Source organism: Cellulomonas sp. Leaf334 (genome assembly GCF_001424195.1).
Lineage (GTDB): Bacteria > Actinomycetota > Actinomycetes > Actinomycetales > Cellulomonadaceae > Cellulomonas.
The window spans coordinates 2,001,784-2,013,722 of record NZ_LMOO01000001.1 but is presented as its reverse complement, the minus strand read 5'-3'; the positions used below and the strand labels follow the sequence as shown (position 1 = coordinate 2,013,722).

Here is an 11,939-nt window from a genome sequence, read left to right as displayed (position 1 = left end):
GCATTCTGTTTGTCGAGTTCTTGCAGCAGTGAGGTGCGACATTACGAACATGCCGCACATCCCGTCAAGGGCGCGTGTCACCGGGTCACGCTAGGTTTTCCCCGACGGAGAGGGGACACCCATGTCGTTCCAGGCCTACCTGGACACCATCGAGGACAAGACCGGTCTCACCCCGCGGCAGCTGGTGGCGATCGCGCACGAGAAGGGTCTCGACGCGCCGGGCGCCAAGGCGGCCGGTGTCGTGACCTGGCTCGCCGACGACTACGGCGTCGGTCGCGGGCACGCGATGGCGCTGTGGCACGTGATCTCGAAGGGACCCACGATCAGCACCAAGCACGTCGGCACCGACGGCGTGCACCGCGACGAGTCCGACACGCTGTGGCTCGACGGCAAGGCGACGAAGCCGGTGTGACGTGAACGCCACCGACGACTACATCGCCACGTTCCCCGACGACGTCCGCCCGATCCTGACCGACCTCATCGAGCGCATCGCCGTCGCGCTGCGCGCACAGCACCCCTAGAACGTCGCCGTGAGCTTGTCCAACGACGACTCCAGGCCCTGCCGGGAGAGCTCGGCGGTCTGCGCGTCGGCGTACCCGCGCTCGACGATCGTCATGAGCCCGGCGCGCACGGTGACGACGTGGGGCACCTCGCGCGGGATGCCGGGCGGGAAGCCGAGGTCCTGCGGGTCGTAGGAGCCGCCGTCGGCGTCGCTGAACCCGTTGACGAACTCGAGGCGCTCACCGTCGACGATGCGGGTGTACGTCCACGTGTTCCACAGGTCGACCCCGTCGGGCGTCCGCATCGCGACGAGCGAGACACCGCCCACCCGCACGTCCATCCGCGCGACCGGGCACGTGAAGCCCTGCGGCCCCCACCACCGACGTACGACGTCGGACTCGGTCCACGCCGCCCACAGCGCGCTCGCCGGGGCGTCGAACGCCCGCTGCACCTCGAGGTCGGTCATGACGCCAGCACCTCGTCGAGCAGGGCCATCGACGCGCGCGTCCCGGACTCCAGGCCGCCGGACGGCACCCAGCCGTCGCGGTCCTCGACCGACGCGAACAGCGACACCGACGTCAGGCGGCACCCCGTCGGCGTGGGCTCGAACGTCTCGACGACCAGCTGCAGGGCACCCGGACCCCCGGGTTCGAACTCGTAGGTCGACACGAGGCGGTGCGGCGCGCTGACCTCGTGGAACACCCCACGCATCGGGTACTCCGTGCCGTCGGCGCGCGTCATCACCAGCCGCCAGCGGCCGCCGACGCGCAGGTCGTGCTCGTCGACGACCACCGCGAACCGCTCCGACCCCTTCCAGCGCGGCATCAGGTCCGGGTCCGTGTAGGCGCGGAACGCCACCTCGGGCGGCGCGTCGAAGTCGTGCACGACGACGACGTCCTGCCGTCCCGGCTCGACGATCAGCTCAGTGGTTCCCATCGTGGTGTCCCTCCTGCCGCAGTGCGGCGATCTCGCGGTCCAGGGCGTCGAAGCGCTGCCGGAACGCCGCCCGGTGATGCTCGAGCCAGTCGGTGGCGTCGTCCAGCGCGTCCTCGCGGAGCCGGCTGGGCCGCCACTGCGCGCGCCTGCCCCGGGTGATCAGGCCCGCCTCCTCGAGCACCCGGAGGTGCTTGGAGACGGCCTGCGTCGTCATGTCGAACGGTTCCGCCAGCTCGGCGACCGTCGCCTCGCCGTCGGCGAGCCGGGCGAGGATCGCTCGGCGGGTCGGGTCGGCGAGGGCGGCGAACGTCGCGCTCAGCGGATCCATCTGTGAAACCTCTCGGTTGTGCAACCGACCGGTTGCAGAATGCTCCCAGGGCGGGCTGGACGTCAAGCGCATACGCTCGCGAAGGCGGCGACGCCGCCGCACGGCTGCGAGACGAGGGAGTGTCCATGAGCATCAACGACGACGACATCACGACCGAGCCGGCACCCGCAGGGGAAGGCGTGGCGGACGGCGGCGCGAACCCGGGCGGGCACGACGGCGGCGCCGATGGCTCGGCCGGCGAGGGCCCCGCGGACGGCGGCGCCAACCCCGCCGGGCACGACGGCGGCGCCGACGGCTCCGCGGGTGAGGGACCGGCCGACGGCGGCGCGAACCCCGGTGGCCACGACGGCGGGGCGGACGGCTCGGCCTAGTGCCCGAGAACGTCCTGGCAGAGCGCGGACCGGTCCTGCGGTCCGCGCTCTCCCGCTGCATCAGCGTTCCCCGTGAGCAGTTCGCCGACGAGCTCTGGGGCCGGGCGGCCCTGCTCTCCCCTGCGAACGACGACTTCACGGACCTGTTCTCCGCCGCCGCCGTCGACGAGCTCGTCGGCCGCCGTGCCCTGCGCACACCGTTCGTCCGCCTCGCGCACGAGGGCGACGTCCTGGCACCCGCCCGGTACACGGCGTCGGGCGGGTTCGGCGCCGAGGTGTCCGACCAGGTGTCGAGCGACAAGGTGCTGGCCGAGTTCGCCGCCGGCGCGACGATCGTGCTCCAGGGCCTGCACCGCCTGTGGCCGCCCCTGGTCGACTTCACGCGCGAGCTCGTCGAGGAGCTGGGCCATCCCGCGCAGGTCAACGCGTACGTCACGCCGCCGTCGTCGCAGGGCTTCTCCCCGCACTACGACACCCACGACGTGTTCGTCCTGCAGGTGTCAGGCGAGAAGCACTGGGTCGTCCACGCACCCGTGCACCCCGACCCCCTCACGGACCAGGTGTGGACCGACCACCGCGCCGCCGTCGACGAGGCTGGCCGCGGCACGCCCGTCATCGACCGGGTCCTGCGCCCCGGCGACGCCCTGTACCTGCCGCGCGGCTGGATCCACTCCGCGACCGCGCTCGGCGACACGTCCATCCACCTGACCGTCGGGATGTCCGCGTACACCCGGGCCGACGTCGTCGACACGCTGCTCAGCCTCGTCGGCGACTCCCCGGCCCTGCGGGCGTCCCTGCCGATGGGCCTCGACGTCAGCGACCCGGACCAGCTGCGGCCGATCGTCGAGGAGACCGTGGCCGACCTCGTCGCCGCCCTGTCGTCGACGGGGGACCCGGCCGGGCTGGCCGCGCGACGCCTCGGCGCCCGGTTCGGCCGCGACACCCGCCCGGAGCCGGTCGCCCCGCTGGCCACGCTGAGCGCGATCACGGCACTGACCGAGCACACCCTCGTGCGGTGGCGCAGCGGCTACGGCGGCCGCGTCGAGCGGGCCGGTGACCGGGTGCGCCTGACCGCCCGGGGCACCGTCCTGACGCTGCCCGTCGAGGCGGCACCGGCCCTCGACGCGCTCCGCACCGGCGACCCGGTCGCCGTCGGGTCGCTGCCCGGGCTCGACCTGGCCAGTGCGCTCGTCGTCGTCCGCCGGCTGCTGCGCGAGGGCGTGGTGGTGACGTCGCCGTGACCGACGGGTGGGTGCCCTGCAGCGACGGCGCCCGCGACCGCGGCGACCCCCTCGTCGCCACCGGCTCCCACGGCGACCGCTGGTTCCTCGTCGAGAACCAGGCCGCGTGGGGCCGGCACGCGCTGCTCGACCCGCCGTTCGACCACGCCCTCGGCCGAGCGTTGGTGCACCGGATCGAGGGTGCCGGCATCCGCCCGCTCGCCATCCGGCGCCCGGGCCGTCGCGCCCCGCAGGTCGGAGTCCGGTGGGCGCTCGTCGACTCGCGCGCCGGCCGGGAGTCCGTGCGGTGGGGGCACGTCGACGACCCGCAGGACCTGCTGGACGTGCCGCTCGACGGCTCCGCTGGCGTGCCGTCGGACCGGCCGGTGTTCGCCGTCTGCGCGCACGGCCGCCACGACCAGTGCTGCGCGGTCCGCGGACGGGTGGTCGCCGCCGGGCTCGCGGCCGCCTACCCGGAGGAGACCTGGGAGTGCTCGCACCTGGGCGGTGACCGGTTCGCCGGCACGATGGTGCTGCTCCCCCACGGCCTGTACTACGGCTGGGTCGACGACGCCGATGCGGTCACCGTGGCCGACGCCTACCTGGCCGGACGCGTCGCGCCCCGGTTCCTGCGGGGCCGCAGCTCCTCCTCGCACCCGGTGCAGGCCGCGCAGCACTTCGCGCGTGAGCACCTGGGCGACGACCGCCTCGACGCGTACGTGCCGCTGAGCGAGGACCGCACCGCCGACGGCTGGACCGTCCGTCTCGACGCACCCGACGGTCCGGTGACCGTCGCGCTCGTCGAGACGTCGTCGGACCCCCTGCTCTCCACCTGCGCCGCCACCGAGGCGCTGCCGGTGCGGCAGTGGGCGCTCGGCCGGATCGAGGGCTAGGACGCCTGCGAGATGCGGACCGTGTTCCCCGACGGGTCACGGAACGCGCAGTCGCGCGGGCCCCAGCCCTGGTCGGTCGGCTCCTGGAGCACCTCGGCGCCGGACGCCTGGACCTTCTCGAACGTGCCGTCCACGTCGTCGGAGGCGAAGACGAGCATCGGCAGGACGCCCTTGGCGAGCAGCGTGGCGATGACGTCGCCGTCGGCCTGCGACCGGCCGGCGTGCGGGTCGGACAGCACGATTCCGAGCCCGGGCTGCGCGTCGCTGCCGAGCGTGACCCAGCGGTGGCCGCCGTTCGACACGTCCTGCTGGACCTCGAGCCCGAGGGCGTCCCGGTAGAAGGCGAGCGCCTCGTCGACGTCGCTGACGGTGATGTTGGTGTACTGGAGTGAGATCGTCATGGGACCGACCCTAGGAGCGCCTCACCGGGCGCCGCTTCTTCGATCCTGACCACTTACGGGACGATGTGCCCCGCCGTGCGGAACAGCTCGTACCACTCGGCCCGGGTGAGGGGGATGTCGGAGCCCTGGGCCGCCCCGGTGACGCGGTCGGGGCTCGTCGTCCCCAGGACCACCTGCATCTGGGCGGGGTGCCGGGTGATCCACGCGGTCGCGATCGCGATGGCCGGCACGTCGTACTTCGCCGCCAGCCGGTCGATCACCGCATTGAGCTCCGGGTAGTCCGGCGAGCCGAGGAAGACGCCGGTGAAGAAGCCCGCCTGGAACGGCGACCACGCCTGGACGGTGATGTCGTGCAGGCGGCAGTAGTCGAGGATCCCGCCGTCGCGGTCGATCGACTGGTCCTCGCCCTGCATGTTCGCGGCGACCCCGCGGGCGATGATCGACGAGTGCGTGATCGACAGCTGCAGCTGGTTGGCCACGATCGGCTGGCGCACGAACTTCTTCAGCAGCGCGATCTGCCCGGGCGTCTGGTTGGAGACGCCGAACGCGCGCACCTTCCCGGCCGCCTCGAGCTCGTCGAACGCCCGCGCCACCTCCTCCGGCTCCACCAGGGCGTCCGGGCGGTGCAGCAGCAGGATGTCGAGGTAGTCGGTGCCGAGCGCGTCGAGCGAGCCGTCGACCGACTCGATGATGTGCTCGTAGGAGAAGTCGAAACCGTCGGGCGGGACGATGCCGCACTTGGACTGGATGACGACCTCGGCGCGGTCGGCCGGGGTGAGCCGCAGCGCCTCGGCGTAGCGGCGCTCGCACACGTGCATCGCGCCGCCGTAGATGTCGGCGTGGTCGATCATCGTGATCCCCGCGTCCCGCCCCGCGGCGACGAGGGTGCGGATCTCGTCGTCGGACTTGTCGGCGATGCGCATGAGCCCGAGCACGACGTTGGGGACGACGATGTCCGTGCCGGGCAGGGTGAAGGTCTTCACAGCGGTGTTCCTCTCGATGACGACGACCGTGCACTCCATCGTCGCTGGTGGGACCGGGTCACGCCCGCGGCAACCGGAGCGTGACGAGCTGGAAGGGGCGCAGCGCCAGCTCGACGACGCCGTCGGTGACCGTCGCACCGGCGGCCTCGACGTCCCGCTCCAGCAGGTCGACGGCCCGGGCGCCCGATACGGCGAACCCGGGGACGACCGTCGCGCGGGCCTTCCCGCCCAGCGACTCGTACAGGCGCACGACGACGTCGCCGCTGCGGTCCTCGGCGAGCTTGACGGACTCGACCACCACGGCCGGGTTCGACACGGTGACCAGCGGCTCCGCGGCGTGCGCGCCCCGGACCACCCGCTCGGCCAGGTTGGTGCGGTAGCCGTCCTCGACCGCGTCCGCGATGGTCGCGCCCGCGTGCAGCACGGTGGTCAGCCGGTGGTGCCCCTGGTCCGCCTCCGGGTCCGGGAACAGCGGCGCCCGCAGCAGCGACAACCGCACCGTCGTGCCCGAGCCCCCCGGCCGGCGCGTGATGTCGTGGCCGTAGGTGGAGTCGTTGGCGATCGCGACGCCGTAGCCGGTCTCCCCGACGTGCACCCAGCGGTGGGCACAGATCTCGAACCGCGCCGCGTCCCAGGACGTGTTGGTGTGCGTCGGGCGGTAGACGTGCCCGAACTGGGTCTCCGCCGCCGACCGGTCCGCCAGCACGTCGAGCGGGAACGCGAGCTTGAGCAGCTTCTGCCGCTCGTGCCAGTCGACGTCGGTGACGATCTCGACCGCCGCGCTGCCCCGTCGCACCGTGAGGTCCTGCACCAGCCGTGACGAGCCGAACGCGCGCGTGGTCCGCACGACGACGGCGTCCGCGGTCTCGGAGACCACCTCACGGCTGTCGGCGTCGAGCAGGTCGGTGCCCACCCGGCGGTACTCCTTGTCGATGTCCCACGCGTCCCACTGCGCCGGGGCGTCGCGGTGCAGCTGGAGCAGGTTGGCGAGCGCACCCGCGGGGACAACCTCCCGGTCGGCGACCAGGTCCCGCAGCGAGTCGATCTGCCCGCCGGGCGTGAGGTGCACGTCGACGAGACCGTTGCGGAGGCGGATCGTGCCGTCCTCTGCCCGGACCAGCGTGACGGCGTCCCCGTCGGCGGCCTGGACCGGTCCCGCACCCAGGGCGTCCACCCCGGAGCGGGTGTGCGGCGCGGCGTTGAGCAGCAGGGGCAGGTCGCCGGTCCCGACGACGGCGGCGGCCGCGTCGGCGATCAGCTCCTCGAGCTCCACCGCGAGCGCCGCGTACGTCTCCTCCGCCTGCCGGTGCACCCAGCCGATCGAGCTGCCGGGCAGGATGTCGTGGAACTGGTGCAGCAGCGCGGTGCGCCACAGCCGTTCGAGCTGGTCGTACGGGTACTCGACGCCGGCCTGGACCGCGGCGGTCGCCGCCCAGAGCTCGGCCTCGCGCAGCAGGTGCTCGCTGCGCCGGTTGCCCTGCTTGGTGCGGGCCTGCGAGGTGTAGGTGCCGCGGTGGAACTCGAGGTACATCTCCCCCGTCCACACCGACGGCTGCGCCAGCTCGGCCTCGGCGCGTGCGAAGAACGTGTTCGGGCTGCCCAGCTCGACCGTCGGCGCCCCTTCGAGCGACGCGAACCGGTGCGCGGACGCGACCATCTCCCGCGTCGGCCCACCGCCGCCGTCGCCCCAGCCGAACGGCACGATCGACGATCCGGCGACGCCCTTCTCCGCGAAGTTCCGCTCGGTGTGCAGCAGCTCGCCCGCGGACAGGTCGGAGTTGTAAGTGTCGACCGGCGGGAAGTGCGTGAGCACGCGCGAGCCGTCGATGCCCTCCCACGTGAACGTGTGGTGCGGCATCCGGTCGGTGTCGTTCCACGACAGCTTCTGCGACAGGAACCAGCGCGAACCGGCCGACCGCACGATCTGGGGGAGCGCGCCGGAGTAGCCGAACGAGTCGGGCAGCCAGACGTCCTGCGTCTCGACGCCGAACTCCTCCAGGAAGAACCGCTTGCCCGCCACCATCTGCCGGGCCATCGCCTCGCCGCCGGGCATGTTGGTGTCGGACTCGACCCACATCCCCCCGACGGGCACGAACTGGCCGGCGGCGACCTTCTCCTTGATGCGGGCGAAGAGCTCCGGGTAGTACTCCTTCATCCAGGCGTACTGCTGGGCCGACGAGCACGCGAACACGAAGTCCGGGTCGGCGTCCATGAGCGCGATGACGTTGGAGAACGTGCGGGCGCACTTGCGCACGGTCTCGCGCACCGGCCACAGCCAGGCCGAGTCGATGTGGGCGTGCCCGACCGCGTAGGCGTGGTGCGCGCTGGCCGACGCCGGGGCGTCGAGCAGCGGGCGCAGCGACGTGCGGGCCGCGGCCGCCGACCCCGCGACGTCGTCGGGGTCGACCGTGTCGAGCAGGTCCTCGAGCCCGAACCGGATGCTCGCGCGCCGGGTCGAGTCCGCCGGCAGCGCCTTCATGAGGCCGATCAGCGCCGTCAGGTCCTGGAGGAGCTCCCACACGGCGACGTCGCGCAGCGCCACGTCGACGCACCTCAGCTCGTACTGCGGCTCGCTGCCCGCCGTCGCCAGCTCGCCGTACGGCGTCGGTACGAACCCGAAGTTGCTGGCGATGTTCGGGTTGCCGGCTGCCTCGACGAACACGTCGACCTGCCGGTCACCCGACCACGGCACCGCCTGGTTCATCGGCGAGACGCCCTTGATCGTCGTGCCGTCCGGGCGCCAGACCAGCCCCTCCGCCTGGAACCCGGGGTTCGACCGGGAGAAGCCCAGGTCGATCACGAGCTCGACCGCGGTGCCCTCGGCCGACCAGCCGTCGGGCACCTCGCCGGTCACGTGGAACCAGGTGGTGCTCCACGGGGCGCCCCACGCCAGACCCGGCGCGACCGGCTCGTACTCCTGACCGACCGCCTCGCGGAACGGGACCGGTTCACCCGGAGCCGTCCAGGCGGTCAGGGTCAGCGGGACGCGGCCACGGTAGACGGCCGGGACGATCTGGTCGGCCACGAATCGGTCGATGCGCGCCTCGGCGAGCAGGGGGTTGCCGTGCATCGTGCTCCTTAGTCGAGAGAGGTGGTCAGCCCTTGACGGCGCCGGCCATGGCGAACGAGCCGCCGGAGAACCGCTGGACCAGCAGGTACAGCACCAGGACGGGGGTGGCGTAGAGGATCGAGAAGGCCGCGAGCTTGCCGTAGGCGACCGAGCCGTAGGTGCCGAAGAAGTCGAAGATCGCGACGGCGGCTGGCTGGTTCTCCGGGCTGTACAGGAGGACGAAGGGGACGAAGAAGTTCCCCCACGCCATCGTGAACACGAAGATGAACACGACCGCCAGGCCGGGTCGCATGAGCGGCAGGACGATCCGGAGGAGCGCCTTCATCGCGCTCGCGCCGTCCACCCAGGCCGCCTCCTCCAGGGAGATCGGCACCGAGTCCATGAAGTTCTTCGTCATCCAGATCGCCATGGGCAGCGACGTGGCCGCCATGAAGAAGATGGTCCCGGGCACCGAGTCGAGCAGGTGCAGGTTCACGAAGAGCGCGTAGACCGGCACCATCATCGCGGTGATGGGCAGGCAGGTGGCGAAGAGGATCCCGTACAGGAACGACCGTCGGAACCGCATCTGGTACCGCGACAGCGGGTATGCCGCGAGCACCGAGACGACCACCGTGATGACGGCCGTGCCCATGGAGATGACGGTCGAGTTCCACAGCGGCAGCAGCGTCTGCTCCCACGTGAACACCGACGAGAAGTTGTCGAACGTCGGCTCACCCGGCCAGGTGACGCCGACCGTCGCGGTGGGGTTGAGCGACGCGAGCACGATCCACGCCAGCGGCACCAGGAACGTCAGGCCGATGAGCCCGAGGATCACCGAGGACACCCAGCGCGAGGTCCGGCCGCGCGGCGAGGCGAGCGCGGTGCGCTCCCGGCGGGTGGGCGGCACGACGGGCGTGCTGACGGGCAGGTCCACGACGGACATTCAGTCCACCTCCGGCTTCAGCGCCTTGATGTAGACGATCGAGAAGATCGCGCCGACGGCCAGCGTCACGGTGGCGATCGCGGTGCCGTACCCGACCTGCGAGAACTTGAACGCCTGCTGGTACGCGAGCACCGGCAGCGTCGAGCTCGCCGTCCCCGGCCCCCCGCCCGTCATGACCCAGATCAGCGTGAACACGCCGAGGGTCTGCAGCGTGGTGAGCATGAGGTTCGTCGAGATGGACCGGCGGATCATCGGCAGCGTGATGCGGAAGAACCGCTGGACCGTGCCTGCCCCGTCGATCTCGGCGGCCTCGGTGATCTCGGGCGGCACCTCGGACAGCGCGGCGTTGTAGACCATCATCGAGAAGGCCGTCCCCCGCCAGATGTTCGCCATGATGACCGCGAACATCGGGAACGTGATCAGCCACGTGGTCCCGTCGAGCCCGATCCACCCGAGCATCGAGTTGAGCGTCCCGTCGGTGGAGAAGAACGCGTACAGCGCGAACGCCGCGACGATCTCCGGCAGCACCCACGCCGTCACGACGAGCCCACCGACGATCGAGCGCAGCGGCCTGACCGACGACCGCATGAGCAGCGCCAGCAGCATGCCGAGCACGTTCTGCCCGATCACGGCCGACGCCCCGACGAACAGCACCGTGAGCCAGACGGACTTCCAGAACTCGGGGCTGGAGAACAGGTTGGCGTAGTTGTCCAGGCCGATGAAGTCAGGGTTCGCCGCCTTGTAGCCGGTCAGCGCCGTGTTGGTGAGCGAGCCGTACAGCGAGTAGACGATCGGCCCGGCCAGGAAGAGCAGCAGGAGGGCGACCGCCGGGACCAGCGGCAGGACCCGGGTGAGGGCGACCCGGCGGGGCCGCGACCGGGGGGCGGAGGACCCCCGGCCGCGACCCGCCTCGATGGCGAGGTCCGCCACGGTCAGTCGGTCGTGTTGTCGTCGCCGACGATCCCTGTCACCGCGGCGTCGTACGCGGCCGCGGCGTCCTCCGGCGACTGCTGCTGCGTGGCCATCGCCTCGGCGGCCACCTGGATGTTCGACGAGATCTGCGAGTAGTCCGGGGTGGCCGGACGGAAGTGCGTCACGTCCACGAGCGCGGAGAAGAACTCGAAGGACGGGTTGTACGCGATGTACTCCGGGTCCTCGGCGACGTCCTTGCGCACCGCGATCTGGCTGTTCTCCGTGTCGTACTTGAAGGTGTTCTCCTTGTTCAGCGCGGTGGTGATGAAGTCGAACGCCGCCTGCGGGTCCTCCGCGTGCGCGCCGACCGCCAGCGTCCAGCCGCCGGACATCGAGGTGAACCCGGGGCCACCGCCGTCCTGCGTCGGCATCTTGGCCATGCCCATCGTCTGCTCCCACTCGGGCCAGGCGTTCTCGCCGGAGATCCAGCCGCCCGGCATCCACGAGCCGTCGACCGCCATCGCGAGCTTGCCCTGGGGCAGCAGCTCGGTGCTGACCCGGTTGCCGACGGCGGCGTCGAGCGCGATGTCCAGGCTGGGCGCGAGGCCCTCGCCGTACACGGTGTCGAGGAAGCCGAGCGAGTCGGTGAACCCCTCGGACCCCAGGACCCACTTGCTCGAGTCGGTGTCGTAGAGAGTGTCCTCGGTGCCGTACAGCAGCATCTCGAAGCCCTGCATCGTGGTGGCCTCGCCGGCCGCCTTGCCCGCGTAGATGTTCAGCGGGATGACGTCCGGGACCTTCTCCTTGACCGTCCGGGCGGCGTCGAGGATGTCGTCCCAGCTCTCCGGCTGCCAGTCCGTCGGCAGGCCGGCCTGCTCGAAGATCGTCTTGTTGAAGTAGATGCCGCGGGTGTCGGTGCCCATCGAGACGCCGTACGTCTTGCCGTCGTCACCGAGGCCGGCCTGCTTCGCGTTCTCGAAGAACTGGTCCCAGTCCTCCCAGTCCGCCAGGTAGTCGTCGATGGGCAGCAGGTAGCCGGCGGCCGCGTCGGAGCGGATCTGGAAGGTGTCCTCGTAGATGACGTCCGGGGCCGTCTCCGGTGAGCCGTTCATCAGCGCGAGCTTGGTGAAGTACTGGTCCTGCTCGGCCTCGATGGGCTGCAGCTCGATCGTGACGTCGGGGTTGGCGTCCTCGAACTGGGTCTTGGCCACCTGCAGCATGTCGTCGAGCTGGTGGAACGCGGTGGTCTTCTGGTACGCCACCGTGACGGTGGAGGCGCCGCTCGCGCTGTCGCCGTCGGCGCCTCCGTCGCCACCCGAACAGGCGGTGAGTGTGGCCAGCGCCAGCACTCCGGACGCGGCCACTGCTGCCTTGAGACGCATGGATGCTCCCTTGCTCCCGT

General features: G+C 71.5%; 13 protein-coding genes. 4 read left to right on the top strand and 9 right to left on the bottom strand.

Features of this window, described 5'->3' with window-relative positions; translation table 11 throughout:
- Nucleotides 1-121 precede the first annotated feature (121 nt).
- A complete protein-coding gene (locus ASF78_RS09250; RefSeq protein WP_056587187.1) occupies nt 122-412 on the top strand; it encodes a DUF4287 domain-containing protein in 291 nt (96 codons plus the stop codon).
- A 105-nt stretch (nt 413-517) separates the two neighbouring features.
- Here the strand turns inward: ASF78_RS09250 and ASF78_RS09245 are convergent, their stop codons facing one another.
- The 3 genes from ASF78_RS09245 to ASF78_RS09235 are packed head-to-tail and all read right to left on the bottom strand — an operon-like array spanning nt 518 to nt 1,765.
- Nucleotides 518-967: an SRPBCC domain-containing protein gene (locus ASF78_RS09245; RefSeq protein ID WP_056587185.1), complete on the bottom strand. Its 450-nt coding sequence runs from the start codon at nt 965-967 to the stop codon at nt 518-520.
- A complete protein-coding gene (locus tag ASF78_RS09240) occupies nt 964-1,437 on the bottom strand; it encodes an SRPBCC domain-containing protein (RefSeq protein ID WP_056587182.1) in 474 nt (157 codons plus the stop codon). Before ASF78_RS09240 ends, ASF78_RS09245 begins: the two co-directional genes overlap by 4 nt.
- Nucleotides 1,424-1,765, bottom strand: a complete 342-nt coding sequence (locus tag ASF78_RS09235; protein ID WP_056587180.1) for a helix-turn-helix transcriptional regulator — start codon at nt 1,763-1,765, stop codon at nt 1,424-1,426. The genes ASF78_RS09240 and ASF78_RS09235 overlap by 14 nt, the downstream gene beginning before the upstream one ends.
- Before the next feature lie 125 nt (nt 1,766-1,890).
- Here ASF78_RS09235 and ASF78_RS23295 point away from each other — a divergent pair, with 125 nt between their 5' ends.
- Genes ASF78_RS23295 through ASF78_RS09220 form a run of 3 tightly spaced genes read left to right on the top strand, consistent with a single transcriptional unit; the run spans nt 1,891 to nt 4,249 of the window.
- Complete coding sequence (locus ASF78_RS23295; protein ID WP_055920661.1) at nt 1,891-2,136, top strand: hypothetical protein; 246 nt, start codon at nt 1,891-1,893, stop codon at nt 2,134-2,136.
- Complete coding sequence (locus ASF78_RS09225; RefSeq protein WP_235518451.1) at nt 2,136-3,377, top strand: cupin domain-containing protein; 1,242 nt, start codon at nt 2,136-2,138, stop codon at nt 3,375-3,377. The genes ASF78_RS23295 and ASF78_RS09225 overlap by 1 nt, the downstream gene beginning before the upstream one ends.
- Nucleotides 3,374-4,249 (top strand): sucrase ferredoxin, encoded by an 876-nt coding sequence (locus tag ASF78_RS09220; protein ID WP_056587177.1) that lies wholly within the window; start codon nt 3,374-3,376, stop codon nt 4,247-4,249. Before ASF78_RS09225 ends, ASF78_RS09220 begins: the two co-directional genes overlap by 4 nt.
- Here ASF78_RS09220 and ASF78_RS09215 read toward each other — a convergent pair.
- Genes ASF78_RS09215 through ASF78_RS09190 form a run of 6 tightly spaced genes read right to left on the bottom strand, consistent with a single transcriptional unit; the run spans nt 4,246 to nt 11,919 of the window.
- Complete coding sequence (locus tag ASF78_RS09215) at nt 4,246-4,650, bottom strand: VOC family protein (RefSeq protein ID WP_056587174.1); 405 nt, start codon at nt 4,648-4,650, stop codon at nt 4,246-4,248. The genes ASF78_RS09220 and ASF78_RS09215 overlap by 4 nt on opposite strands.
- 53 nt (nt 4,651-4,703) lie before the next feature.
- Complete coding sequence (locus tag ASF78_RS09210; RefSeq protein WP_056588424.1) at nt 4,704-5,633, bottom strand: aldo/keto reductase family oxidoreductase; 930 nt, start codon at nt 5,631-5,633, stop codon at nt 4,704-4,706.
- Between the two features lie 58 nt (nt 5,634-5,691).
- Nucleotides 5,692-8,703, bottom strand: a complete 3,012-nt coding sequence (locus ASF78_RS09205; RefSeq protein WP_056587171.1) for a glycoside hydrolase family 38 C-terminal domain-containing protein — start codon at nt 8,701-8,703, stop codon at nt 5,692-5,694.
- A 25-nt stretch (nt 8,704-8,728) separates the two neighbouring features.
- Nucleotides 8,729-9,625 carry a carbohydrate ABC transporter permease gene (locus ASF78_RS09200; RefSeq protein WP_056587168.1) on the bottom strand — a complete coding sequence of 299 codons (897 nt, stop codon included), beginning with the start codon at nt 9,623-9,625 and terminating at the stop codon, nt 8,729-8,731.
- Nucleotides 9,626-10,561, bottom strand: coding sequence for a carbohydrate ABC transporter permease (locus tag ASF78_RS09195; RefSeq protein WP_056588421.1), 936 nt, complete (start codon nt 10,559-10,561; stop codon nt 9,626-9,628).
- Nucleotides 10,558-11,919 (bottom strand): extracellular solute-binding protein, encoded by a 1,362-nt coding sequence (locus tag ASF78_RS09190; RefSeq protein ID WP_056587165.1) that lies wholly within the window; start codon nt 11,917-11,919, stop codon nt 10,558-10,560. Before ASF78_RS09190 ends, ASF78_RS09195 begins: the two co-directional genes overlap by 4 nt.
- Between the last annotated feature and the right edge of the window lie 20 nt (nt 11,920-11,939).